Here is a 25,348-nt window from a genome sequence, read left to right on the forward strand (position 1 = left end):
CAACGGCCGGCCATGGCGCAGCGATCCGTAATACGCAAGGGTGACCGCACGTCGCATGGCGGCGTGGTGGTCACCGGGGATGAATCCGTGCAGATCTTCGGCCAGCCCATGGCGCGCGTCGGCGACCGCGTCACCTGCCCCAAGTGCGCGGGCCAGCACACCATCGTCGAAGGCGTGCAGAGCGTCAGTTCCGACCGCCGCACCGCGCTGGAGGGCATGAAGACGTCCTGCGGCGCCACGCTGATCGCCAGCCAGCAGTTCTACCAGCTCGAACATGGCGGCGGTGATGGCGGCGGCGCGGGCGTGAACGAGGCCCCCCAGGCGCTGCAGGCCGGCGCGCCGGCGGCGCTGGCCGCGATCGAACCCATCGCGGCGCAGGACGCCCCGGTCAAATGCGCCCAGGTGCAGGACACGCTCAAGCTCACCGAAGCCATGTTCGACGCCAAGCGCGCGCCGGTGAAGCTGACCGGCCCGTCGGCCTATCAGCCGCCCGCCAACCTGGCGCGCCAGGGCGACGACAAGCTTGTTATGTACGAAGCCTGGCCGGCCGGCCAGCGCGTGCCGGTGGTGCTGGAGCCGCGCAAGCCCCTCTGGACCGGCGACCTGCTGAAAAGCACGCCGCACGAAATCACCGAGCGCCTGACCGAAGAACCGCAGCCGCAGCCCGAGCAGGTTGCCAAGAGCCTGGGCGTGGCGCCCAAGGCGCTGTTGCAGGGCCGCGACCTGCAGATCACCCTGGCCAAAGGCATGTCGTTGGAAGACAGCGTCAAGCGGCTCGATGCGCAAGTGGTCAAAGGCCCGCCGTGGGCCGATCCGACCCGAGAGGTGCACACCGTGGGCGAAACGATGTTCTCGCGCATCACGCTCTACAGCATGCCGGGCGACCAGGCCGTGATCGACCACGCCGTGCTGCATGAACTGGCGCACAGCTACGCCAACAACGCCCGCGTCGACATGAAGGCCTGGGGCGCCGCCGCCAAATCCGACGGCAATTTCCCGTCGGACTACGCCAAGGCCGGCCCGCCCGAGGATTTCGCCGAGTTCGTGGTGATGGCCGTCGCCACCCAGGGCACGCCGTGCGAGCACTACGCGCGCTCGATCTACCCGGCGCGCTACCGGCAGCTGGACGCCATGAACCTGCTGGACAAAAGTCCGGCCCCCAAATCCGCCTGACCCTGCCGCCCGGCCGGGAACCTGACTCCGCCCCCCGACAGGGAACCTGACCCCGCCCCCGCAAGCGAACCTGACCCCGCCCCCCGCCAGGGAACCGGACCGCGCCGCCATCACGGCGCCGGTCTCGTCCGCGCGCGGGGTGGCGGGTTGCGCCCGGCGCGCCGCCTGCGATAACATACGTTCCATATACAAACCATATATGGAACACCCACTATGGGCATCGTCAAGATTTCCGAGCAGATGCACGAGAACCTGCGCGTGGCCAGCAGCGCGCTGAGCCGTTCGATCAACTCGCAGGCCGAGCACTGGATGCGCATCGGCATGCTGTCCGAGCTCTACCCCGAACTGCGCCACGCCGACATCTGCCAGTTGCTGATCCGCATCGAGCAGGCGGAAGGCTTCAGCATCGCCGCCCTGTCCCACGGACAGGCAACCGCCGGCCAGCAGGAGGCCGCGTAAATGGCGCGCAAGGTTTCCATCAAATCCGCCGCCGACATCGCCATGGCCCGCCAGGCCGGCGCCCTGGCGGCGGAAGTGCTGCACATGATCGCCGAGCACGTGCGCCCCGGCGTCACCACCGACGAACTCGACCGCATCTGCCACGACTACATCGTCAACGTGCAAAAGGCGATCCCGGCCAACGTCGGCTACCACGGCTTTCCCAAGACCATCTGCGCCTCGGCCAACCACGTGATCTGCCACGGCATCCCGTCGGCCAAGGTGCTCAAGAACGGCGACATCCTCAACATCGACGTGGCCGTCATCAAGGACGGCTGGTTTGGCGACACCAGCCGCATGTACTTCGTCGGCCAGCCCAGTCCGCTGGCGCGGCGGCTGGTCAACACCACCTACGAAGCCATGCGCGCGGGCATCATGGCGGTCAGGCCCGGCGCCACGCTGGGCGACATCGGCCACGCCATCCAGACGGTCGCGCACCGCGAGCACTTCAGCATCGTGCGCGAGTACTGTGGCCACGGCATCGGCCAGATCTACCACGACGAACCGCAGGTGCTGCACTATGGCCGCCCCGGCGAAGGCCTGGTGCTGCAGCCGGGCATGATGTTCACGATCGAACCCATGATCAACGCCGGCAAGCCGCAGACCAAGCAGCTGCCCGACGGCTGGACCGTGGTCACCAAGGACCGCTCGCTGTCGGCCCAATGGGAACACATGGTGGTCGTCACCGACACCGGCTACGAGGTCCTGACCCCTTGGCCGGACGGCTTCGGCGACTACCCGCCGATTCCCTGAGGCGGCCGGCCGGCGACGGCAATTAACGGAGTGCAATGCCCGCGGGGCCCGGTCATGATCGGGCCCTCGTCGTTTCCGCGGCCGCGCCGGCCGTTGCCCCCATGACCGCCCTGCCCGCGGCGTTCCGCCGCCTGGCCGCCTCCAATCTGGCCGCCCAATGTTCCGAACAGATCGCCCTGGCGGCGGCGCCGCTGGTGGCGGTGCTGGCGCTGGGCGCCAACGCCGCCCAGACCGGCTATCTGCAGACCGCCCAGACCCTGCCCTTCCTGCTGCTGTCATTGCCCGCCGGGGTGCTGGCCGACCGGATCGCGCGCCGCACCCTGATGACCGCCGCCGAATGCGCGCGCGCCGCCAGCCTGCTGGGCCTGCTGGCGCTGCTGGCGGCGGACGGCCTGAGCCTGGCCGCGCTGGCGGTGCTGGGCTTCCTGGGCGCGGTCGGCACGGTGGCCTACAACGTCGCCGCGCCCGCGCTGGTGCCCACGCTATTGCCGGCAACCCGGCTGGCGCAGGCCAACCGCTGGCTGGAACTGGCGCGCAGCGCGGCGTTCTCGGCCGGGCCGGCGCTGGGCGGCGCGCTGGTCGGCGGCCTGGGCGCCGCCGTCGCCTATGGCCTGGCCACCCTGCTGTCGCTGCTGGCGGCGGGGCTGCTGGCGGGCCTGCCTTCCGAGCCGCCGCGCGCGGCCGTGCGCCGCCACCTGTGGCGCGAACTACGCGAAGGCGCCGCCTTCGTGGCGGCGCATCCCCTGCTGCGGCCGGTGCTGGTCACGGCGGTGTGCTTCAACACCGCCTGGTTCGTGCTGCAGGCCGTCTACGTGGTCTACGCGGTGGAGCGGCTGGGCCTGACCGCCGCCGGCGTGGGCATGACGTTGGGCATCTACGGCGCCGGCATGCTGGCCGGAGCCCTGGCCGCGCCGTGGCTGGCGGCGCGCCTGCCGTTCGGCGCGCTGATCGCGGCCGGCCCCACCTGCGCGCTGGCCGCCAGCCTGATCCTGCTGTCGACGCTGGCATGGCCGGCGGGCCCCTGGGCCGGGGTCGGCCTGTTCCTGTTCGGCGCCGGACCGATCCTGTGGACCATCGCCACCACCACGCTGCGCCAGGCGGTCACGCCCAACGTCCTGCTGGGCCGGGTGTCGGCCGTGATCGTCACGGCGACGTTCGGCGCGCGGCCCGTGGGCGCCTTGATCGGCGCGACCCTGGCGGCGCGGCTGGGCATGGATGCCTGCCTGTGGTTGTCCAGCGTGGGCTTTGCCGCCCAGTTCGTGGTGCTTTTGACCTCGCCCGTGGCGCGGCTGCGCCGCCAGCCGGAAACCGTGGCGGCTTGAACCCCGCCGTGCCGCGCTGGCGGGGGCCGTCTGTTGCGGTCCCGCCGGGCGGGATCTGTATCTGGCGGCGGCCAGCGGCGGCCGCTAGACTGGCCTGCCATCGAGGCCGCCGCACGCGGCGCCTCGGCCGACGCCACCCCTCGCCGCGCCACCAACATGCTGAACATCCTCGGAAAAGCCTCTTCCATCAACGTCCGCAAGGTGCTCTGGGCTTGCGTCGAACTGGGCCTGCCCTTCGAACGGGAGGATTGGGGTTCCGGCTTTCGCCCGACCAACGAGCCCGCGTTCCTGGCGCTCAATCCCAACGCCATGGTGCCGGTGCTGCGCGACGGCGACTTCGTGCTGTGGGAATCGAACAGCATCATCCGCTATCTCGCCAACCAGTACGGCGCCGGCCGCGAACAGCCGCTGTATCCGTCCGAACCCCGGCGCCGCGCCCGCGTCGACCAATGGATGGATTGGCAGGCGACCGACCTGAACCGCTCCTGGAGCTATGCTTTCCTGGCGTTGGCGCGGCAGTCGCCGGCGCACCGCGATGCCGCCGCCATCGAGGCATCGAGCCGCGATTGGGGGCATTTCATGGGAATCCTGGAACGGCGCCTGGGCGAGACGGGCGCCTACGTGGCCGGCGAGGCCTTCACGTTGGCCGACATCGCCATCGGCCTGTCGGTCAACCGCTGGTTCGCCACGCCGCTGGACGACGCCCTGCGGCCCGCGCTGCCGGCGGTGGCGGCCTACTACGACCGGCTGGCCGAGCGGCCGGGCTATCGCGCCCATGGCCGCAACGGCACCGCCTAGCGGACGACCCGGCGCGTTACTTCACGACGCCGCAGATCATGCGGCCGCCGCCACCGCCCAGCGGCTTGGGCGTGTCGCTGTAGTTATCGGCGCCCACGTGGATCATCAACGCGTGCTGCTTCACGTCGGCCAGCTTCAACCGCGGCGCCACCACGGCGGTCTTGGCGCTGCCATCGGCCGCCACCGTGATGAACGGCAGGTCGCCCAGGTGGCCATCCTCGGCCAGCGGCCCCTTGTGCGCCTTGGTGTTGTGCGGATCCAGGTGACCGCCCGCGGCGCCCCCCGGCATCACCTTGCCATCTACCGTGGTGGACTCACATGAACCCTTTTCATGCACATGGAAGCCGTGCTCGCCGGGCGGCAGGCCCGCCAGCTTGGGGGTGAACTTCAGGCCGCCCTTGGTCTGTTCCAGCGTGACGGTGCCCGCGCTCTTGCCCACGGAGCCGTCGTCGTTCAGGAATGACATCGTGACGCTCTCGGCCTGGGCGACAGCCGAGCCGCCGGCCAGCGCCAGCGTTGCAACGAGAATCGAGAATTTCTTCATGGACTTGCCTCCTGGAATGATGCGCGTGATACGGCCGCCCGGTCGAGCGGCGGGCGTCCCGGCGCCCGCGGTCAGGCCCCTGGACTGCCGAAGACAATAGCACTGCGCCGCGCCGCTTCGCCAGCAATCTTCATTCCTGATACATCGGATACGTCCGCAAATCGCCGATGATTGACGCACGCCGCGCTAGCCTGTCGCCAGCAGCACCGCCGCGTGCAACAGCACGCCGATCAGCCCGCCCACCAGCGTGCCATTGAAGCGGATGTATTGCAGGTCGCGCCCCACGCTCAGTTCCAGCTCTTCGACCAGATGGCGTTCGTCCCACAGCTTGACAGTGCGCGAAATATGCTCGGTGACGCCGATGCGCAACCGCCCGGTCAAGCGCCGTGCCGCGCCCAGCACATGGCCGTTGATGGCCTCGCGCAGGTCCGGGTCTTCGCCCAGCTTGCGCGCCAGCGCCAGCAGGGCGTTTTCCAGGTGCGCGGCCAGCGCGGATTGTTCATCGCTCAGGTCGCGCCGCAACGCGGCATGGATGTCGTCCCACAGGCCCTGCACATATTCCTGCACCTTGGGATGATCGATGGCGCGCTGCTTCATGGCCTCGACCTGCGCGGCCAGCGCCGGGTCGGTGCGCAGGCGCGCGATGTAGTCCAGCACCCAGGCCTCGTAGTCGCGCCGCACCGGATGATCCGGTTCGGACAGCACATCGCGCAATTCCTGCACCAGCGCGCGCGCCAGCCTGTCGGCGAGGTTGTCGGCGATGCCCTCGACCGAGGCAATCACGTCCACCGCCTTGATGATGCGCGGCCATTCCTTGCGCGCGAACTTGACCAGCAGCGCCGAAGCGCGCTCCTTGACGTCCTCGTCGCCCAGGTAGCCGCCCAGCCGCTCCATCGCCGCGTCCAGCAGCTCCTGGTGGCGGCCGTCGCGGGTCAGCAGGCCCAGCACCTCGCCGGCGGTGCCGGCCGCGTCCCAGCGCCGCAGGGTCTTCACCACGAATTCCTGGATCACGCCGCGCACCGCGCTATCGTCCAGCAGGTCCAGCGTCTGCAACGCCACCCGTCGCGCGCCGTCGCTGAGCGCATGCGCCTGTTTCGGCCGCGCCAGCCAGCGCGACAGGCGCGCGGCCGGGTCGAAGCCGCGCAGCTTTTCCATCAGCGTGTCCGGGTCGAGGAAGTGGTCGCGCACGAACACCGCCAGGTTGTCGCCGATGCGGTCCTTGTTGCTGGGGATGATGGCGGTGTGCGGAATGGGCAGTCCCATCGGCCGGCGAAACAGCGCCACCACCGCGAACCAGTCGGCCAGCGCGCCCACGGTGGCCGCTTCGCAGAAGGCCCGCACCCAGGCCCAGGCGCCCTTCCCGCCCATGACATGGCTGGTGATGAAGCCGCTGATCATGGCCACCAGCAACGCCAGCGCGGCGATCTTCATGCGCCGCAACTGCGCGCGGCGGGCCTGCGACGCCAACGCCGAGCGCGTGATGAACGCCTTGGTGGACGGGCTGGCGGATTGCGGCGTATCGGTCATGGAGTCTCCGGCGGGAATGCCCGTCCAGCATACCAAGCCCGCCGCGGGACGGGCTCAATCACCGGCGTCGGCCAGCGCGCCGCGCAGCCAGGCGATGAACGCGTCGGCGTGGGCGGTGCGCGCCCGCCCCGCCGCCGGCACCGCGCGCAGGCCGCCCTTGAACGGCACGAAGCCGTACGGCGCCACCAGCAGGCCGTCCTGCAGCTCGCGCGCGATCAACCGCCGCTCGACCAGCGCCACGCCCAGGCCCGACAGGGCCGCCTCGATACACAGGTGGGTGTGCGGAAACGCCAGCGTGTCGCCCCGCGCCGCCGGCTGGCCGGTGATGGCCTCCCATTGGTTCCAGGCGCTGGCGGTGTATTCATGCGCGATGCGGGTGCGCGTGGCCGGCTTCCTGCGCGCATAGGCCGGCGTGCAGACCGCGCCGAAGCGCACCGGCGCCAACGCCAGCGCCCGCGCCCGGTCGGCCTCGGCATAAGCGGACAGGTCCCAGGCCAGGATCAGGTCGGCGCCCTCGTTGCGCATCTCGCGCGCGGAAGTCATCGACAGGCGGATGCGGATCTCGGGATGCTTGCGGTAGAAGACGGCCAGTTGCGGCACCAGCCAACGCATGGCGAAGGTGGCGCTGCAGGCCACATGCAGGCCCGGCGCCTGCGATTCGCGCGCCAGCCGCTCGTAGGCGTGTTCCAGCTGATCGAAGGCGGCGCGCACGGAGGCATAGAAGGCCGTGCCGGCCGGCGTCAGGCGCAGACCGGTGCCGTCCTTTTCGAGCAACGCCGCGCCCGCGTGCTCCTGCAGCAGGCGCAGGTGGCGGCTGACGGCGCCGTGGCTGCGGCACAGCTCCTGGGCGGCGCGCGTGACCGAACCGCTGCGGGCAACGGCCTCGAAGGCGCGGACGGCGGACAAAGGCGGTAATTGGCGCATGAGCTTCATTCGTCAGGAAAACTGACATATCCGCAGAAAAACTGCATTGTCGGACGCTGGCCTTGTTTTTAGCATGGCGGCATTGTCATTGGGCCTGCCGCGCGTGTCTTACCACCGAATCACTGCGTGGATCGGCGCGGCGGGTCGGCCCTCTGGCGCGTCCCTTGCCCTGCCTCATTGTTTGAATTAACTGACGATATTCCCGTCACTGCGGAGCCCTTCATGCACATCACCCATCTTGCCGCCCACGAAGCCCTGGACAGCCGCGGCAATCCCACCGTCGAAGTCGAGGTCCGCCTGGACGACGGCGCCCAGGGCCTGGCCCTGGTGCCGTCGGGCGCCTCGACCGGCAAGCGCGAGGCCCTGGAGCGGCGCGACGGCGACGCCGCCCGCTACCTGGGCAAGGGCGTGCTGGGCGCGGTCGGCGCGGTCAATACCGAGCTGCGCGCCGCCCTGCTGGGCCTGCCGGCCGATCAGCAGGCCCGGATCGACCAGATCATGATCGAACTGGACGGCACGCCCGACAAAAGCCGGCTGGGCGCCAACGCCCTGCTCGGCGTGTCGCTGGCGGTGGCGCACGCGGCCGCCCACAGCCAGCGGCTGCCGCTGTGGCGCCACATCGGCGGCGTGCAGGCGCAGACGCTGCCGGTGCCCATGATCAACATCATCAACGGCGGCGCGCACGCCGACAATCCGCTCGACTTCCAGGAGTTCATGATCCTGCCGGTGGGCGCGGACAGCTTCCGCGAAGCCCTGCGCATGGGCGCGGAGGTGTTCCACACCTTGCGGCTGGCGCTCAAGGCCGCCGGCCACAGCGTCAACGTGGGCGATGAAGGCGGCTTCGCGCCGATGCTGCGCAATGCCCCGCAAGCGCTGGATTTCATCATGGCCGCGATCGAGCGCGCCGGCCTGCGCCCCGGCGCCGACATCGCGCTGGCGCTGGACCCGGCCGCCAGTGAATTCCATGGCCCGGACGGCTACCGCTACCACGGCGAGAACCTGCTGCGCGATGCCGAACAGCAGGTGCGGTACCTGGCCGGGCTGGTGCGCGACTACCCCATCGTCTCGATCGAGGACGGCATGGCCGAGGACGACATCATCGGCTGGAAGACACTGGGCGCGACGCTCGGCGGCGCCTGCCAGTTGGTGGGCGATGATGTGTTCTGCACCAACCCGCGGCTGTTCCAGGCCGGCATCGACCAGGGCATCGGCAACGCCATCCTGGTCAAGATCAACCAGATCGGCACGCTCAGTGAGACCGCCCAGGTGCTGGCGCTGGCGCGCCGCGCCGGCTATGGCGTGGTGATGTCGCACCGCTCCGGCGAAACCGAGGACACCAGCATCGCCGACCTGGCGGTGGCGGCCAACTGCGGCATGATCAAGACCGGCTCGCTGTCGCGCGCCGACCGCACCGCCAAGTACAACCGCCTGCTGCGCATCGAGCGCGAACTGGGCGCGGCCGCCGTCTATGCCGGCGCCGGCGCGCTGGCGCGGCGCGGTTGACGGCCCGCGACGCGTTCACTGGCGTTCAAGACAGGACGGCCGCCAACGCCGACGATGGCGGCTTTTGCCGAGGAACCGCGCATGTCCGTCCCCACCGCCCCTGTCGTCCCGTCCGCGCCCGCCGTGCCGGAGAAAATCGTGATCGTGCTGGCGGCAACGCTCGGCGTGGGCCAGGCCGCCAACGTCTCGGCCTGCCTGGCCGCGGGCCTCGCGGCCGCCCTGCCCGGCTGGGCCGGCGCGCCGCTGCGCGACCCCGATGGCATGGCCTCGTCGGCCATCTCGCACCTGCCCATCATCGTGCTGGCGGCCGATGCGGAGCGGATGGCGCAATTGCGTCAGCGGCTGACGCAGCCGCCGCCCGAGGACGCGCGGCTGGCCGTGTTTCCGGCCTATGCCCGCGAGATCCATGAGGCTGCCCACTATTGGGCGCGGCACCGCGAGACCTCGCACCGCGACCAGCCCCTGCTCGGCGTCGGCCTGGCCGGCGCCAAGCGCTGGATCAACGCGCTGACCGGCAGCCTGCCGATGCTGCGTTGAACGCCCGCGCGCCGGCGCCACCGCTCAGGCGCGCTCGCGGTACGCGGTGGCGCACAGGATCGACAGGAACAGCAGCAGCGCCAGCGTCAGCAACAGGCCGCCCGCCGCCGTGATGATGGCGTCGGCGCGCCACAACACCAGCGTCCGGCGCAACGCGGCGCCGGTCACCTCGGTCAGGCCCGTCAGCAACAGCAGCACGGCGGCGAACGGCCAGACCGCGCCGCGCAGCGCCTGGCGCGACCGCCGCCAGCCATAGCCATCCGTCAGAGCGGCCTGCGGCAGGGCCAGGGACCAGGATCCCAGCAAGTGCGTCATGGGCAGCCACAGGATCATCAGCAACAGCAACGCGATGGCCAGGAACACCGTGCTGGGCGTGTTCGGCATCTGGAAATACAGGGAGAGCGTCAGGCTGCCGCTGATCGACTTCAGCGTGGCGATCGCAACGATCGCCGCGAACACCAGGGCCAGCACCCGGGCCTGGGCGCCATCCAGGCTGGGCGCCTGGCGCGGCACGCCCGCCAGTTGGCGCTGCCACGCCAGCGCCACGCGCGCCAGGGCCAGCAGATTGACCACCGCCGCCAGCAGGAACCAGGCTTCGCGCGGACCGCCCGCCTGGTTCAGCAGCAACGCGCCCGGCAGCGACAGCGCGAACAGCACGCAGGCCCACGGCGCGGCGGCGACCATGGCGGGCACCTGAGCGGTGAACTGGCGGGCCGTCAATGCCAGCAGGCGGCTCGCGGTGGGCGGATGTGTCAAGGGGTACCTCTCTCGGTCAGGTCCGGACCATCGGCCTCGCGGCCGATGGCGACTCCAGGCCTTATACCAGAGACGCGCGCCCGCCGGGCCGCGTTCAATCGGCCAGCAGGCCCGGCGCCAGCGCCGCCAGCGTGGCGATGTGCGCGTCCATTTCCTGCGGGCGCGGATTGTCGATATTGCCCGCGCCCGCGGTGCGTAGCCGCACCGTCAGCAGCCCGCCGCCGTCGGCGCTGAACTGCAGGCCGAACACCCAGTCCACGCCTTGCGCGCGGGCGATCAGCGTCAGCCAGCCGGAGTCCGGCTCGATCAGGGTCCGGGCCCGCAACAGGCCGCGCGCCTCCAGCGCCGACGGCGCGGCGGCGGCGAACCGCTGCATGGCCGCCAGCACGGTCGGGGTCTCGGCGGAGAAAGCGATCTGCACCAGTTGCAGCGGCGGCGCCAGCAGTCGATGCGAGAACAGCCGCGGCATCGGCGTCGCGGCGGGCCCCGCGCCGGCCGTCCACGAAGCCGGCACCGTGACCGGTCCGGGATCCGCGATGCCCGCCGGCGCCGGCGCCGTGAGCCGGGCCTGTCCGGCGGTCGACGCACAGCCGCCGAACAGCACCGCGGCCAGGGCCGGCAACAACAACCGGGGCAGCCAACGCAAGAAGCCGCCGCCCTCGCCGGCGCGCGGCGCTAGGATGTGGTCTTGCATGCCTGGCCCTCTGGCGTGTCGTGATAGGTGCGGAATTCCTCCAGATCCGCCAGCGGCTTTTTCAACCGATAGCAGGCGTTCAGGCCGCGCAGCAGCAGAAAGGCTTCCTCGCTGCCGAGGGACTTGGAGAAATCATCGTCGGCCAGCTTGGTCGAAATCTCGTCCAGCGTCTTCTGGTCGCGATAGCGCGCCAGCCGCTCGCCCAGCGTGTAGGCGGTCAGCGCGGCCTGCAGCCGGCCCTGCGCGTCGCTGACCTGCTCGACCGAGGCGCTGGCGCCGACCTTGCTCAGCAGCGCCGTCAGCGCCACCGACTTTTCCAGCACCGACTTGGGCACGATGCTCTCGAAGGTGCCCACCGACACCAGCGCGGTCGGCACGTTCAGCGGCACGGCGCCGTCCATCACCTGGTTGGTGCGGGTGTTGTAGGTCAGCGCCTTTTCCCAGAACGCGCGCGTGCCGGCCACCGGACGCCCCACCACCACATAGGTGCCCTGCTTGAGCAAGCCGAGGTTGGAGCCGGCCGACTGGCTCACCGCCGACTGCGAATACAGCTGCACGCTGTAGTCCAGCACCATGCGGTTGCGCTGGTTCGCCAGCACCAGCTCGGCGGCGGTGAAGGCCACGCCCACCAGCGGCGAGACCAGCGGATTGTTGGCCAGGCTGGCCGCGCCGTTGGCCACGCCCTGCGCCCGTTGCAGCGCGCGCAGGGTCTCGGCGTTGCGTTCGGTGGTGACGTCCATCACGCGCAGCCGGAACGATGGCGCCACGCGCTCGTCCCAGCGCTGCACGTAATACACCAGCAGATTGGAGAAGTTCAGGGATTGATCGGGCTGCACGCCGCGCTGGTACCAGACCACGATGGACTGGTTGCTGCCGTCCTCCCTGGCGGCGATGTCGAGGATGACCGCGTAGTCCGCCGGGCCGTCGATGCCGGCGGTCTTGACGCCGGCCGCGTCCTTCAGCGCCGGGATCTCGACCGACCGCATCATGATCGAGAGCGGCGCGTTGGCGGGCACCGCCAGCAGCTGTTCCGCGTCGGAAGAGGCCGGCGCGCCGGCCTGCTCCAGCACGCGCGCGCGCTCATCGTCGCCGGGCTTGAGATAGAAAATGCGGTTGTCGGCGTAGATCGGGGTATGCACCGTGTAGGCGTCGCCGATGCGCGGCTCGCTGCCCGCGCACCCCGCCAACATCGCCGCCAGTCCCAACATGCCCCACCGCAACGCGGCGCCGTCCGGACGCCGCAGGCCGGACCATATCCGGCGCATGAACACGAAAGCCATACTTGCTCCGCAAGAAAAGGCGCGCAATGGATCGGAACAACGCCTACGCCAGGCGCGATGGGCAAGAGGCGGTCAAGGCCGCCCTGGCCGCGGCCGGGGACTCCCGGCGCCAGCCGGCGCGGGAATGGTCGGCATTTTTATCATTATGTTTCTTTTTGTCAAACTTCCGGGCGGAGGCCAGGTCCGTGGCGCCGGGTTCGGCTTGCGGCACGCGTCTCGCGCCTGGCGGGCGTCACCGCGGTTCGAAAGCGGCCGGGATCGGCGCGTAGCCCGGGCCGAGCGCGCGCGGGATGGCGTCGGCCCGCATCATGGCCTGGAAAAAGCCCTTCAGGTCGTCCGCGACGCGCGGTATCCGCGCATAGCGCATGCCGATCACAGGGATGGGGAACTCGCCCGACGACAGCGGCCCCGGCGGACGCCGCCGAAAGCCGGTCCTAGGCCGCGCCCAGCAGTCCGGGCCGTCCTTCGTGCGCGGCCTGGGCGCGCTGCTGGATGAACTCGATCATCATCGCGATGGCGCGCGGGTGGTGGCGGTTGGGCATGTACAGCATGTACATCGCGCGGCCGAAGATGCTCAGCCGCCACTGCGCCAAGGCGGCGACCAAATCGCCGCGCGCGATGTCGTCGTGCACCACGTAGTCCGGCACCACGCCGATGCCCAGCCCGGCCAGCATGGCGTCGCGCAGGAAGGCGTAGTTGCGCGAGATGATGGTGGGTTCCAGCACCACGTGCTGGCGCGGCTGGCCGCCGTAATACGCCGACAGCCGCAGCGGCCGGCCGATGACGGCGGCGCTGATGACGGGCAGGCGCGCCAGGTCGGCCGGCTTGTCCGGCAGGCCGCGCTCGCGCACGAAGGCGGGCGAAGCGCAGGCCACGTAGCGCACCTGGCCCAGTTCGCGCGCCACCAGATTGTGCGGCGGTTCGGACATGATGCGCACGGCGATGTCGACCTCGTCGCGCAACAGGTCGTCGACGCTGTTCTCGAACAGCACGTCCAGCACGATGTCGGGGTAGGCGCGCTTGAATTCCAGCAGCCACGGCGTCATCACGAACTGGCCGTAGCCGCTGGGCACGCTCAGCCGCACCTTGCCCTGCGGCGTCTTGCCCAGGGATTCGACCGCTTCGCGCGCGGCCGCCAGTTCGTCCTGGATGCTGCGGCCGTGCTGGTACAGCTTCAGGCCGATCTCGGTGGGCTCGACGTGGCGCGTCGTGCGCCGCAGCAGCTGCATGCCGACGGCGCGTTCCAGCTGGGTCAGGTGGTAGCTGACATTGGCCCGCGTCATCTTCAGGCGGCGCGCCGCCTCGCTCAGGTTGCCCGCGTCCACGATCTCCACCAGCAGGGTCAACGCCTTCGTATCCATGTCGAATCTCCCGAGGGGCCGGCATTCCTTCATTGCAACGCGGCGCCCGCAGCCGATTGTCAATTTTTTTTATCGTCAATGTCAATTATGGATGCCATTGTCAAGACTTCTTTGCTGGGAAAGAATAGACGGATACAAGACGGGCCGTTCCTGGCCCGCCAGGCGCCGCGACTGCGCCGCGTCCGCCCCGGGCGCGCCGGCCTCGCCAGAGCCCCGCTCTGCGATGCCGCCGTGCCGGCCAGGGCCGGCGCGGGCGGCGACCCTACCGGAGACACTGTCCCATGACAGCCAGCGCACCCGCCGGCGCCGTTCATACGCGCCGCGACGGCGACGTTCTCGTCGTCACCATCGATCATCCCCCCGTCAATGCCCTGAGCGCCGAGGTGCGCGCGGGCCTGGCGCGCGCCATCGACCAGGCCGCCAGTGATCCGCTTGTGCGGGCCGTGCTGCTGACCGGCGCCGGCAACAACTTCATCGCCGGCGCCGACATCCGCGAATTCGGCAAGCCGCCGCGTCCGCCCGCCCTGCCCGACGTGTGCAACCAGATCGAGGCCTGCGCCAAGCCGGTGGTGGCCGCGCTGCACGGCGCCGCGCTGGGCGGCGGCCTGGAAGTGGCGCTGGCGGCGCATTACCGCGTGGCCTTGCCGAACGCCAAGCTGGGCCTGCCCGAAGTGACGCTGGGGCTGCTGCCCGGCGCCGGCGGCACGCAGCGCACGCCGCGCCTGATCGGCGCGGCCGCGGCCTTGGACCTGATGCTGTCGGGCAAGCCGATGACGGCGCAGGCCGCCGTCGCGGCCGGGCTGGCCGATGAACTGGCCAGCGGCGCCGACCCGCTGGCCGCCGGCCTGGACTACACCCGGCGCCTGCTGGCGCAGGGCGCCAAGCCGCGCCGCAGCCGCGACGGCCAGGCGCTGGCCGACAAAGCCGCCTCGCTGGCCGCGATCGACGCCGCCGGCCAGCGCATCGCCGCCAGCACACGCGGCCTGTTCTCGCCCGCGAAGATCCTGGACGCCGTGCGCGCCGCCGTCGAACAACCTTTCGACGAGGGCCTGCGCGCCGAGCGCGCGCTGTTCCTGCAATGCCTGGACAGCCCGCAGCGCGCCGGCCTGATCCACGCTTTTTTCGCCGAACGCGAGACCGCCAAGATCCCTGAATTGAAGCAGGCCAAGCCGCGCCGGCTCGACAGCGTCGGCGTGATCGGGGGCGGCACCATGGGCGCGGGCATCGCCGTGGCGGTGCTGGACGCGGGCCTGCCGGTGGTCATGGTGGAACAGGACGAGGCCGCGCTGGCGCGCGGCCGCCAGCGGGTCGAACACGTCTACGACCTGCTGGTCGGCAAGGGCCGCATGAGCGCCGACGAGCGCGCGGCCCGGCTGGCGCGCTTCACCGGCGCCACCGACTATGCCGCGCTGGGCGAAGCCGACCTGATCATCGAGGCCGTGTTCGAGGACATGGATGTCAAGCGGGCCGTGTTCGCGCAGCTTGACCGCGTCGCCAAGCCGGGCGCGGTGCTGGCCACCAATACCTCTTACCTGGACGTGGACCGCATCGCCCAGGCCACGCGCGGCCCCGCCGATGTGCTGGGCCTGCACTTCTTCTCGCCCGCCAACATCATGAAGCTGCTGGAGGTGGTGGTGGGCCGCCAGACCGCCGCCGACACCGTCGCCACCGGCTTCGAGCTGGCGCGCCGCCTGCGCAAGATCCCGGTGCGCGCCGGCGTCTGCGACGGCTTCATCGGCAACCGCATCCTGGCGGTGCATCGCCAGGCGGCCGACATGATGATGGAGGACGGCGCCTCGCCCTACGAGATCGACGCGGCGGTGCGCGACTTTGGCTATCCCATGGGTCCGTACCAGATGGTGGACCTGGCCGGCGGCGACATCGGCTGGGCCACGCGCAAGCGCCGCGCCGCCACCCGCGACCCGGCGCTGCGCTACGTGCAGATCCCCGACCGCCTGTGCGAGCGCGGCTGGTTCGGCCAGAAGACCGGCCGCGGCTTCTACCTGTATCCGGATGGCGCCCGCCAGGGCACGCCCGATCCGGAAGTGCTGGCGATCATCGACGCCGAGCGCCAGCGCGCGGGCGTGACGCCCCGTCCGTTCAGCGCCGAGGACATCCAGCGCCGCTACCTGGCGGCCATGATCAACGAGGCCGCCAACGTGCTGCACCAGGGCATCGCGCTGCGGCCCTCGGACATCGACATGGTGTTCCTGTCGGGCTATGGCTTTCCGCGTTATCGCGGCGGGCCGATGCACTACGCCGACCGCGTCGGGCTGGCCAACGTGCTGGCCGACATCCGCGCCTTTGCCAAGGAAGACCCCGCGTTCTGGAAGCCGTCGCCGCTGCTGGAGGAACTGGCCGAATCCGGCCGCGATTTCGCCAGCCTGAACCAGGCCGCCTGACCCCACTCACCCAACGGAAACCGATATGCGCGAAGCCGTCATCGTCTCCACCGCCCGCACGCCCATCACCAAGGCGCAGCGCGGCGAATTCAACCTGATCGCCGGGCCGACCCTGGCAGCCCACGCGGTGCGCGCCGCGGTCGAACGCAGCGGCATCGACCCCGCCCTGATCGAGGACGCCTTCATCGGCTGCGGCTACCCCGAGGGCGCCACCGGCCGCAACATCGGCCGCCAGGCGGTGATCCGCGCCGGCCTGCCGGTCAGCGTCGGCGGCGCCACCGTCAACCGCTATTGCGCCTCGGGCCTGCAGGCCATCGCCTCGGCCGCGGCGCGCATCGTCATGGACGGCGCGCCCGCCGTCATCGCCGGCGGCGTCGAGCTGGTGTCGCAGATCCGCACCCGCGACGACGGCGTCAGCGGCATGGACCCGTGGATCGTGGCCAACAAGCCCGAGCTGTACCTGCCCATGATCGAGACCGCCGACATCGTCGCCGCGCGCTACGGCATCAGCCGCGAGGCGCAGGACCGCTTCGCCGCGCAGAGCCAGGCGCGCACCGAGGCCGCCCAGGCCGCCGGCCGCTACCGCGAGGAGATCATCCCCGTCACCACCACCATGGCCGTCACCGACCGCGCCACCGGCGCCGTGTCCGAACGCGAGGTCACGGTGGACCACGACACCTGCAACCGCCCGGGCACCACCTACGAGGCGCTGGCCAAGCTGGCGCCGGTGCGCGGCCCGGACCAGTTCGTGACCGCCGGCAACGCCTCGCAGCTGTCGGACGGCGGCGCCGCCTGCGTGCTGATGGAAGCGGCCGAGGCGCAACGCGCCGGCATCCGCCCGCTGGGCGCGTTCCGCGGCCTGGCGATCGCCGGCTGCGAACCCGATGAAATGGGCATCGGCCCGGTCTACGCCGTGCCCAAGCTGCTGGCGCGCCACGGCCTGAAGGTCGACGACATCGATCTGTGGGAACTGAACGAAGCCTTCGCCTCGCAGGCCCTGTACTGCCAGGAACGCCTGGGCATCCCGATGGAGCGGCTGAACGTGAACGGCGGCTCGATCGCGCTGGGCCACCCGTTCGGCGTCACCGGCGCCCGCCTGGCCGGCCACGTGCTGCTGGAAGGCCGCCGCCGCGGCGCGCGCTACGCCGTCGTCACCATGTGCGTGGGCGGCGGCATGGGCGCGGCCGGCCTGTTCGAAATCTACTGAGGAATCGCCCGATGGATCTGGAATTCACCCCCGAAGAAAACGCCTTCCGCGACGAGGTCCGCGCCTTCCTGGCCGCCAACCTGCCGGCGCGGCTGTCGGCCAAGGTCACGCAGGGCAAGCTGCTGGCGCGCGCCGACATGGTCGAATGGCACGCCATCCTCAACCGCCAGGGCTGGCTGGCCAGCCACTGGCCGGTGGAATACGGCGGCACCGGCTGGAGCGCCACGCAGAAGTTCATCTTCGACAACGAGTGCGCGCTGGCCGGCGCGCCGCGCATCGTGCCGTTCGGCCTGAGCATGCTGGGGCCGGTGCTGATCAAGTACGGCAACGAGGCGCAGAAGCGCCACTGGCTGCCGCGCATCCTGGACGGCTCGGACTGGTGGTGCCAGGGCTATTCCGAACCCGGCGCCGGCTCGGACCTGGCCTCGGTCAAGACCACCGCCGTGCGCGACGGCGACCACTACGTCGTCAACGGCCAGAAGACCTGGACCACGCTGGGCCAGTACGCCAACATGATCTTCTGCCTGGTGCGCACCTCGAACGAGGGCCGGCGCCAGGAAGGCATCAGCTTCCTGCTGATCGACATGGCCAGCCCGGGCGTGCAGGTGCGCCCCATCATCACGCTGGACGGCGAGCATGAAGTCAACGAGGTGTTCTTCTCGGACGTGCGGGTGCCGGTCGAGAACCTGGTGGGCGAGGAAAACCGCGGCTGGACCTGCGCCAAGTACCTGCTGACCTATGAGCGCACCAACATCGCCGGCGTCGGCCAGTCGACCGCCGCGCTGGAACGCCTGAAGGCGGTGGCCGCCAGCCAGAAGAAGAACGGCCGCCCGCTGGCCGAGGATCCCGACTTCGCCGCGCGCCTGGCGCGCGTGGAGATCGAACTGGCCAACATGCGCACCACCAACCTGCGCGTGGTGGCGGCGGTGGCCGGCGGCGGCGCGCCCGGCGCCGAAAGCTCGATGCTGAAGATCCGCGGCACCCAGATCCGCCAGGAGATCACCGCGCTGAACCGCCGCGCCATGGGCCCCTACGCCCGCCCGTTCGTGGCCGAGGCCCTGCACGACGGCTACAACGCCGCGCCCATCGGCCCGGAAGGCGCCGACAGCGCCGCGGCGCAGTACTTCAACAACCGCAAGCTGTCGATCTTCGGCGGCTCCAACGAAATCCAGAAGAACATCATCTCCAAGATGATCCTGGGACTATAAAGGCCGGCCATGAACTTTGAACACACCGAAGACCGGCGCATGCTTTCCGACATGCTGCGCCGCTTTGTCGCCGAACAATACGACTTCGCCACGCGCGAACGCCACGCCAAGATGGCGCAGGGCTACAACCCCGAGTTCTGGCGCCGGTATGCCGAACTGGGCGCCATCGGCGCGCTGTTCGCCGAGGAACACGGCGGGCTGGGCGGCGCGGGCTTTGACATCAGCGTGGTGTTCGAGGCACTGGGCCGCGGCCTGGTGCTGGAACCCTTCCTTGACGCGCTGATGGTCGGCAGCGCCATCGCCCGCGCCGGCAGCCCGGCGCAGCGCGAGGCGCTGGACGGCCTGATCGCGGGCGGCATCACCGCCGCGCTGGCCGCGGCCGAGCCCACCTCCGGCTACGCCCTGAACGACGTGCGCACCCGCGCCGAGCGCAGCGGCGACGGCTGGGCGCTGAATGGCGCCAAGGCCGTGGTGACGGGGGGCGAGCATGCCGACCTGTTCCTGGTGTCGGCGCGCACCGGCGGCGCCGAGGACGACGAATCCGGCATCAGCCTGTTCCTGGTCAGCGCCGGCACCCCGGGCGTGACGGCGCGCGGCTACGACCTGATCGACGGCGGCCGCGCCGCGGAACTCACGTTCGAGAACGTGGCGCTGGGCGCCGACAGCCTGCTGGGCGAGGCCGGCGCCGGCCATGCGCTGCTGGAACACGCCACCGGCCGCGGCATCCTGGCGCTGTGCGCCGAGGCCGTGGGCGCGATGGACTGCGCCCGCGACGCGACCCTGGAATACCTGCGCACGCGGCGCCAGTTCGGCGTGCCGATCGGCAGCTTCCAGGCGCTGCAGCACCGCATGGCCGACGTGCTGCTGGAGATCGAGCAGGCGCGCTCGGCGGTCATCAACGCCGCCGCCGCGCTCGACCACCCCGACCGCGCCACGCGCGAACGCGCGCTGTCGGCCGCCAAGTACACCATCGGCCGCATCGGCACGCTGGTGGCCGAGGAAAGCATCCAACTGCACGGCGGCATCGGCATGACCTGGGAGCTGCCGCTGGCGCACTACGCCAAGCGGCTGGTCATGATCGACCACCAGCTGGGCGACGAGGACCACCACCTGCGGCGCTACATCGCGCTGGGGCGGGCGTAAGCGGCGAGGACGGCATCATGACGCAGGCCCCTACAGACCGACCCATCGATTCACCCATCGATGCACCCAACGCCGCGCCCCTGGGCCAGCCCTTCGCCGCGCCGTTCCCGGTACGCACCATCGACGACGTGCGCCGCCTGGCGGCGCGGCCGCTGGCCGAGACGCTGACGGTGCAAAGCACCTACGAGATCTTCCGCAACTCGGCCGCCGCCTTCGGCGACCGCCTGGCCCTGACCTTCCTGCGCAGCGCCGATCCGGACGAGCCGGCCATCAGTTGGCGCTACAACGACCTGCTGGCCGGCATCCACCAGACCGCCAACCTGCTGCACAGCCTGGGGCTGGGCCCGACGGACGCCGTCGGCGTGCTGTTGCCCGGCTGCCTCGAATACCACCTGGCGCTGTGGGGCGGCGAGGCCGCCGGCATCGTGCAACCGCTCAACCCGCTGCTGACCGACGACAAGCTGGCCTCGCTGCTGACCACGGCCGGCGCCAAGGTGCTGATCGCCTACGGCTCGGACACCGAATGCGAGTCCTGGTCCAAGGCCCTGCGCCTGCGCGAGCGGGTGCCGACGCTGCGCACGCTGCTGCGCGTCGCGCCGCACGACGAGCCGCCGTCGCAACGCCCGGCGCTGCCCGACTTCGCGCTCGACTTCAACAGCGCGCGCGCTGACCAGCCGTCGGATCGGCTGGTCAGCGGCCGCGTGATCCGCGCCGACGACGTGGCCGCCTACTTCCACACCGGCGGCACCACGGGCGCGCCCAAGCTGGCCATCCACACCCACGCCAACCAGGTCTTCACGGCCTGGGCGGCGGTGCAGTTGCAGGGCGCGGGACCCGGCGACGTGGTCATCAACGGCTATCCGCTATTCCACGTGGCGGGCGTGCTGCCGGCCTCGCTGGCGGCGCTGTCGGCCGGCGTGCAGACCGTGATCCCGACCACGCTGCTGCTGCGCAACCGCGAGGTGCTGCGCAATTACTGGCGGCTGGTCGAGCGCCACCGCGCCACCTCGCTGCAGGGCGTGCCCACCATCCTGGCGGCGCTGGCCGAGATCCCGCTGGACGGCGCCGACATCTCGTCGCTGCGCTACTGCCGCACCGGCGCCGCGCCGTTGCCGGCGGAGCTGGCGGCGCGCTTCGAGCGCCTGTTCGGCCTGCACGTGAACGAAAGCCTGGGCATGACGGAAATGGCCGGCATCACCTCGATCACGCCGCCCGGATCTCAATTTCCGGTCAACTGCGTGGGCTTTCCGCTGCCCTATGTGCAGGTGCGCGTGGTCGGCCTGGACGCGCCCGCCGGCCAGCCGGCGCGCGACCTGCCGCCCGGGCAGGCCGGCATGCTGCTGTTCAAGTCGCCCAACGTGATCCCCGGCTTTCTCGACCCCGAGGACACGGCGCGCGCCTTCACCGAGGACGGCTGGCTCATCAGCGGGGATGTCGGCTACCTGGACAGCGAGGGCCGCCTGCACCTGCAGGGCCGCGCCAAGGACCTGATCATCCGCGGCGGCCACAACATCGATCCCAAGACCATCGAGGATGCGCTGGCCTCGCACCCGGCGGTGCGTATCTGCGCCGCGGTGGGCGCGCCCGATCCGTACGCGGGCGAACTGCCGATCGCCTTCGTGACCCTGGCCGACGATGCCGAGGTCTCCGAGGCCGAGCTGATCGCCTACGCCGCCGCCCACGTCGACGAGGCGCCGGCGCGGCCCAAGCGCGTGATCGTGCTCGAGCAGATGCCCATGACCAACGTCGGCAAGATCTACAAGCCCGACCTGCGCCGCCTGGCGACGGCGGTCTCGGCGCGCGCCGTGGTCGAGCGCGTCCTCGAACAGGCCGGCCTGCCGCCGGATAGTCCCCTGCTGCGCGTGCTGTCCGACGCGCAGCCCGACGTCGCCGTAGAAGCCGACGCCGCCACCCCCGCGCCGCTGAAGGAGCAGTTGCGCGAGGCGCTGCAACGACTGCCGGTCAAGGTCGCCCTGCGCGGCTGACCGGCGCCTCACAACACAGCCACGACACACAAAACCATAATCACATCGGAGACAAGCCCCATGGCCCACCAACCCCTGCGCCGCGCCTGCCTCGGCGCCCTGCTGCTGGCGCTGGCCGGCGGCGCGCTGGCGCCCGCGGCGTCGGCGCAAAACGCCTTTCCCACCAAGCCCATCACGCTGATCGTGCCGTTCCCGGCCGGCGGCTCCACCGACCGCCACCTGCGCATCGTGGCGCAGGACGCGTCCAAGTACCTGGGCCAGCCCGTCATCGTCGAGAACCGCCCGGGCGCGGGCGGCACGCTGGGCACCGCGACCATGTCGCGCACCGCCAAGCCCGACGGCTACACCGTCGCGCTGTACACGCTAGCCATGCTGCGCATGCCGTACATGCAGAAGACCTCATGGGACCCGATCAACGACTTCACCTTCATCATCGGCCTGTCCGGCTACACCTTCGGCTTCACGGTGCGCGCCGACTCGCCCTACAAGACCTTCAACGAGTACATCGAGGCCGCGCGCCAGCATCCGGGCACCATCGACTACGGCTCGACCGGCGTGGGCTCGTCGCCGCACCTGCTGATCGAGGAAGTGGCCATCAACGCCAAGGTCAAGCTGAACCACGTGCCCTACAAGGGCAACGCCGACATGCAGCAGGCGCTGTTGGGCGGTCACGTGATGGCGCAAAGCGACGCCACCGGCTGGGACCAGTTCGTCGATTCGGGCAAGATGCGGCTGCTGGTGACGTTCGGCGAAAAGCGCACCGCCCGCTGGCCCGACGTGCCGACCGCGCAGGAGCTGGGCTACAAGGTCGTATCGACCTCGCCCTACGGCCTGGCCGGCCCCAAGGGCATGGACCCGGCGGTGGTCAAGACGCTGCATGACGCCTTCAAGAAGGCGCTGTTCGACCCGGCCAGCATCGATGTCATGAAACAGCTGAACCAGGAACCCGCCTACCGCGACAGCGCCGACTACAAGGCCTGGGCCCAGGCGACCTACGTCAAGGAAAAGGGGCTGATCGAGTACCTGGGGCTGATGGCCAAGGACTGACGCCGCCCCCAGGCTCCGTCCTGGACGGGCCGGTCGCCTCGCGGCGGCCGGCCCGTTTTTTCATTGGAACGCGGACTTGTAGGCGTACAGGCCGGGCGCGCCGCCGGTCATCACGAACAGCACGTCGCTGCCCGGCGCGTGGCGGCCGGCGCGCACGTCGGCCAGGAGGCCGGCGAAGGCCTTGCCGGAATACACCGGATCGAGCAGCAGCCCTTCGCTTCGCGCCAGCAGGCCGACCGCCTCCAGCATGGCAGGCGTGGGCACGCCATAGGCCAGGCCGCGCTGGCTGCCATCGACCAGGATGTCGTTGGGCGCCGGCGCCGCAACGTCGTCCGCCTGGCCCTGCGCCAGCAGCGCCAGCGTGGCGGCGGTCAGGTCGACCGTCTTGGCATGCGCGACCTCCGCGTCGGCCAGCGTGGTGAAGGACTGCACGCGGCTGGCGGGCAGGCCCGCCGCGACCACCCCGGCCGCCAGGCCGGCATGGGTGCCGGCGCTGCCGTTGGCGACCACGATGCGAGCGAAGTCCACCCCCAGTTCACGCGACTGCGCCAGGATCTCCAACGCGCAGGCGGCGTAACCGAGCGCGCCGACGGGCGTCGACCCGCCCAGCGGCGCCAGGTAGACGCGGCGCCCGGCCAGCTCCAGCGCGCGCACCCGCTCCAGCGCCGCCGCCATGGCATCGGCGCCCACCGGCAGCGCATGCACCGTCGCCCCGAACAGGCGGTTCAGCAGCATGTTGCCGTTTTCCTCGTAATCGACGTCGTCGCGCGGCACCACCCGGCCCAGCACCAGCTCGCAAGCCATGCCCGCGCGGGCCGCGGCCGCCGCCGTCAGGCGCGCATGGTTCGATTGCAGGCCGCCGACCGTCACCACGGTATCGGCGCCCTGCGCGCGCGCCTCGCCCAGCAGGAACTCCAGCTTGCGCAGCTTGTTGCCGCCGCCGCCCAGCGACATGTGGTCGTCGCGCTTGACGTACAGGCGCACGCCGTTGGCCGCGGCGCCCAGGGCCGCCTCCAGCCCGGCCAGGCGCTGGATCGGGGTGGGGCCGTCGAGCAAGGCATGACGGGGAAAGCGCTGCGACGCGGACGAAAGGCCAGTGGGCATGGGGAATTCCAGATGAACGCGGATGATCGCCGGCCGGCGACCGCATGTGCAGGTACCGACCCTGAATCGGGATGGCAAGCAGGATACGCCAAGATCTTCATGCGATTGATCATGCTTTTCGAGGCGATTATGCGGAATCCGGCACAAATGCCCGTGCAGGCTCAAGGGCCCGCCAACAATTTTCGTATGCAATAAATGTTGCCAGCCCGGGATTTTGATAGACTGGCTGCCCATACAGTCTTTCCGCCCCGCGCTTCATGACCCAGGAAGTTTCCGCCGATCCCAGCGCCGACGATATCGCCAAGGCCATCGCCGCCGCCATCGTGGCGCACCGGTTGCCGCCCGGCACCCGCCTGCGCGAAGAGGCGCTGGCGCGCGTCTACAAGGTCAGCCGCACCAAGATTCGCGCGGCCCTGCTGATGCTGTCCAAGGACAAGCTGATCAACATCGTGCCCGACAAGGGCGCCTTCGTCAGCAAGCCCGACGCCAACGAGGCGCGCGAGGTCTACGCGGTGCGCCGCATCCTCGAGGCCGCGCTGGCGCGCGAGTTCGTCACCCGCGCCACGGCGGCCGACTACCGCCGCATCGACGCCCACCTGGCCCAGGAGCGCGCCGCGGTCGAAAGCGGCGACGTGCAGGCCCGCAACCGCCTGCTGGGCGACTTCCACATCCTGCTGGCCGAGGCCGTCGGCAATTCGGTGCTGACCGGCATGCTGCGCGAGCTGTCGGCGCGCAGCGCCGTGATCACCGTGCTGTACCAGAGCTCGCACGACGCCAGTTGCTCATCGCGCGAGCACCACGCCTTCATCGAAGCGGCCCGCGCCGGCGACGTCGACCGCGCCTGCGCGCTGATGGACGAGCACCTGGAACACGTGCAGACGGCGCTCGATTTCAGCGAAAGCGACCGCGCGGGCGGCGACCTGGTCGCGGCGCTGTTGAGCTGACGCGGGACCGCGCGGGGCGGTTTGACGCTGCGCAAGGTTTGATCCCGCTCAAGTCGCCGCCCTCTCCCGACCGATACAGTGTTACGTAACCGTCGCAAGTCGCGACGGCCGCTGCACAAACACGGGAGACACCATGTACAAGCACATTCTCATTCCCACGGACGGCTCGCAATTGTCCTCGGAAGCGCTGGTCGAAAGCCTTGATCTGGCCAAGTCGCTGGGCGCCAAGGCCACCATCCTCACCGTCGAGGAACCCTTCCACGTCTTCGCCATGGGCGCGGCGCAAGTGGCCCACAGCCTGAGCGACTACCAGGACCAGATCCGCGCCCAGGCCGAACGCCTCTTGAGCGCCGCCGCCACCCAGGCGCGCGAGGCCGGCGTGCCCTGCGAAACGCTGCGCGCCACCCACGAGGATCCCTATCAGGCCATCATCGACACCGCCCGCGAACGCCATTGCGACCTGATCGCCATGGCCTCGCACGGCCGGCGCGGCATGGCCGCCGTGGTGCTGGGCAGCCAGACGCAGAAGGTGCTGGCGCACTCCACCACGCCGGTGCTGGTGTATCGCAAGAAGGCCTGACACGTCCGGTCTCGGGCCGCCGCTGCGGTCGCCTTCCGCAGGCGGCCAGCGCCGGCCG

The 25,348-nt window shown here is 70.6% G+C and carries 24 protein-coding genes; 15 read left to right on the plus strand and 9 right to left on the minus strand.

The annotated features are described in order from the left end of the window. Window positions 1-12 precede the first annotated feature (12 nt). The 5 genes from ABFG95_RS01535 to ABFG95_RS01555 all read left to right on the plus strand — a co-directional run bounded on the left by ABFG95_RS01535 (window position 13) and on the right by ABFG95_RS01555 (window position 4,544). Entirely contained in the window at window positions 13-1,173 is a 1,161-nt protein-coding gene (locus ABFG95_RS01535; protein WP_348995347.1) for a PAAR domain-containing protein, read from the plus strand. Window positions 1,174-1,386: 213 nt separating this feature from the next. After that, window positions 1,387-1,632, plus strand: coding sequence for a ParD-like family protein (locus ABFG95_RS01540; protein WP_054415514.1), 246 nt, complete (start codon window positions 1,387-1,389; stop codon window positions 1,630-1,632). After that, entirely contained in the window at window positions 1,633-2,424 is a 792-nt protein-coding gene (gene map, locus ABFG95_RS01545; RefSeq protein ID WP_063583805.1) for a type I methionyl aminopeptidase, read from the plus strand. Between the two features lie 101 nt (window positions 2,425-2,525). Continuing rightward, a complete protein-coding gene (locus tag ABFG95_RS01550; protein ID WP_348995348.1) occupies window positions 2,526-3,746 on the plus strand; it encodes an MFS transporter in 1,221 nt (406 codons plus the stop codon). A gap of 156 nt (window positions 3,747-3,902) precedes the next feature. Beyond that, on the plus strand, window positions 3,903-4,544 hold the full coding sequence (locus ABFG95_RS01555; RefSeq protein ID WP_348995349.1) for a glutathione S-transferase: 642 nt from the start codon (window positions 3,903-3,905) through the stop codon (window positions 4,542-4,544). Window positions 4,545-4,560: 16 nt separating this feature from the next. Here ABFG95_RS01555 and sodC read toward each other — a convergent pair whose 3' ends face one another. The 3 genes from sodC to ABFG95_RS01570 all read right to left on the minus strand — a co-directional run bounded on the left by sodC (window position 4,561) and on the right by ABFG95_RS01570 (window position 7,539). Further along, the gene (gene sodC / locus ABFG95_RS01560; RefSeq protein WP_059271010.1) at window positions 4,561-5,088 is read right to left on the minus strand and encodes a superoxide dismutase family protein; all 528 of its coding nucleotides are present in this window, start codon (window positions 5,086-5,088) and stop codon (window positions 4,561-4,563) included. Window positions 5,089-5,274: 186 nt separating this feature from the next. After that, entirely contained in the window at window positions 5,275-6,519 is a 1,245-nt protein-coding gene (locus ABFG95_RS01565; protein WP_348996075.1) for a DUF445 domain-containing protein, read from the minus strand. A gap of 150 nt (window positions 6,520-6,669) precedes the next feature. Beyond that, window positions 6,670-7,539 carry a LysR substrate-binding domain-containing protein gene (locus ABFG95_RS01570; protein ID WP_238909990.1) on the minus strand — a complete coding sequence of 290 codons (870 nt, stop codon included), beginning with the start codon at window positions 7,537-7,539 and terminating at the stop codon, window positions 6,670-6,672. Between the two features lie 222 nt (window positions 7,540-7,761). On the opposite strand from ABFG95_RS01570, the gene eno reads away from it, so the two are divergent. Then, window positions 7,762-9,042, plus strand: coding sequence for a phosphopyruvate hydratase (gene eno / locus ABFG95_RS01575; protein WP_068980272.1), 1,281 nt, complete (start codon window positions 7,762-7,764; stop codon window positions 9,040-9,042). Window positions 9,043-9,123: 81 nt separating this feature from the next. Beyond that, window positions 9,124-9,579 (plus strand): DUF2000 domain-containing protein, encoded by a 456-nt coding sequence (locus ABFG95_RS01580; protein WP_238909989.1) that lies wholly within the window; start codon window positions 9,124-9,126, stop codon window positions 9,577-9,579. Window positions 9,580-9,603: 24 nt separating this feature from the next. On the opposite strand, the gene ABFG95_RS01585 is transcribed toward ABFG95_RS01580, so the two are convergent. The 5 genes from ABFG95_RS01585 to ABFG95_RS01605 form a co-directional block, all read right to left on the minus strand. Next, on the minus strand, window positions 9,604-10,335 hold the full coding sequence (locus ABFG95_RS01585; protein WP_278992679.1) for a hypothetical protein: 732 nt from the start codon (window positions 10,333-10,335) through the stop codon (window positions 9,604-9,606). Window positions 10,336-10,429: 94 nt separating this feature from the next. Next, complete coding sequence (locus tag ABFG95_RS01590) at window positions 10,430-11,029, minus strand: hypothetical protein (protein WP_278992680.1); 600 nt, start codon at window positions 11,027-11,029, stop codon at window positions 10,430-10,432. Then, complete coding sequence (locus tag ABFG95_RS01595; protein WP_278992681.1) at window positions 11,011-12,309, minus strand: hypothetical protein; 1,299 nt, start codon at window positions 12,307-12,309, stop codon at window positions 11,011-11,013. The genes ABFG95_RS01590 and ABFG95_RS01595 overlap by 19 nt, the downstream gene beginning before the upstream one ends. 232 nt (window positions 12,310-12,541) lie before the next feature. After that, on the minus strand, window positions 12,542-12,685 hold the full coding sequence (locus ABFG95_RS01600) for a hypothetical protein (protein WP_348995350.1): 144 nt from the start codon (window positions 12,683-12,685) through the stop codon (window positions 12,542-12,544). A 58-nt stretch (window positions 12,686-12,743) separates the two neighbouring features. Continuing rightward, window positions 12,744-13,670 carry a LysR family transcriptional regulator gene (locus ABFG95_RS01605; RefSeq protein WP_175204763.1) on the minus strand — a complete coding sequence of 309 codons (927 nt, stop codon included), beginning with the start codon at window positions 13,668-13,670 and terminating at the stop codon, window positions 12,744-12,746. A 281-nt stretch (window positions 13,671-13,951) separates the two neighbouring features. On the opposite strand from ABFG95_RS01605, the gene ABFG95_RS01610 reads away from it, so the two are divergent. From ABFG95_RS01610 to ABFG95_RS01635, 6 genes are read left to right on the plus strand one after another with little or no spacing between them, the layout of a single operon-like run. Further along, a complete protein-coding gene (locus ABFG95_RS01610; RefSeq protein WP_278992682.1) occupies window positions 13,952-16,072 on the plus strand; it encodes a 3-hydroxyacyl-CoA dehydrogenase NAD-binding domain-containing protein in 2,121 nt (706 codons plus the stop codon). A gap of 25 nt (window positions 16,073-16,097) precedes the next feature. Then, window positions 16,098-17,279, plus strand: coding sequence for an acetyl-CoA C-acyltransferase (locus ABFG95_RS01615; protein WP_278992683.1), 1,182 nt, complete (start codon window positions 16,098-16,100; stop codon window positions 17,277-17,279). An 11-nt stretch (window positions 17,280-17,290) separates the two neighbouring features. Then, window positions 17,291-18,487, plus strand: coding sequence for an acyl-CoA dehydrogenase family protein (locus ABFG95_RS01620; protein ID WP_348995351.1), 1,197 nt, complete (start codon window positions 17,291-17,293; stop codon window positions 18,485-18,487). 9 nt (window positions 18,488-18,496) lie between these two features. Continuing rightward, window positions 18,497-19,630 carry an acyl-CoA dehydrogenase gene (locus ABFG95_RS01625; RefSeq protein ID WP_278992685.1) on the plus strand — a complete coding sequence of 378 codons (1,134 nt, stop codon included), beginning with the start codon at window positions 18,497-18,499 and terminating at the stop codon, window positions 19,628-19,630. Window positions 19,631-19,647: 17 nt separating this feature from the next. Then, window positions 19,648-21,615, plus strand: coding sequence for an acyl-CoA synthetase (locus ABFG95_RS01630; RefSeq protein WP_348995352.1), 1,968 nt, complete (start codon window positions 19,648-19,650; stop codon window positions 21,613-21,615). A 60-nt stretch (window positions 21,616-21,675) separates the two neighbouring features. Beyond that, the gene (locus ABFG95_RS01635) at window positions 21,676-22,662 is read left to right on the plus strand and encodes a tripartite tricarboxylate transporter substrate binding protein (RefSeq protein WP_278992687.1); all 987 of its coding nucleotides are present in this window, start codon (window positions 21,676-21,678) and stop codon (window positions 22,660-22,662) included. A 60-nt stretch (window positions 22,663-22,722) separates the two neighbouring features. On the opposite strand, the gene ABFG95_RS01640 is transcribed toward ABFG95_RS01635, so the two are convergent. Then, complete coding sequence (locus ABFG95_RS01640) at window positions 22,723-23,766, minus strand: D-cysteine desulfhydrase family protein (RefSeq protein ID WP_278992688.1); 1,044 nt, start codon at window positions 23,764-23,766, stop codon at window positions 22,723-22,725. A gap of 257 nt (window positions 23,767-24,023) precedes the next feature. Here ABFG95_RS01640 and ABFG95_RS01645 point away from each other — a divergent pair, with 257 nt between their 5' ends. Further along, window positions 24,024-24,710, plus strand: a complete 687-nt coding sequence (locus ABFG95_RS01645) for a GntR family transcriptional regulator (protein ID WP_054415549.1) — start codon at window positions 24,024-24,026, stop codon at window positions 24,708-24,710. 133 nt (window positions 24,711-24,843) lie between these two features. Beyond that, window positions 24,844-25,290 (plus strand): universal stress protein, encoded by a 447-nt coding sequence (locus ABFG95_RS01650; protein ID WP_054502385.1) that lies wholly within the window; start codon window positions 24,844-24,846, stop codon window positions 25,288-25,290. The last annotated feature ends 58 nt before the right edge of the window (window positions 25,291-25,348 follow it).

It is taken from the genome of Achromobacter sp. HNDS-1 (genome assembly GCF_040084795.1).
In the GTDB taxonomy this organism is placed as follows: domain Bacteria; phylum Pseudomonadota; class Gammaproteobacteria; order Burkholderiales; family Burkholderiaceae_B; genus Achromobacter; species Achromobacter ruhlandii.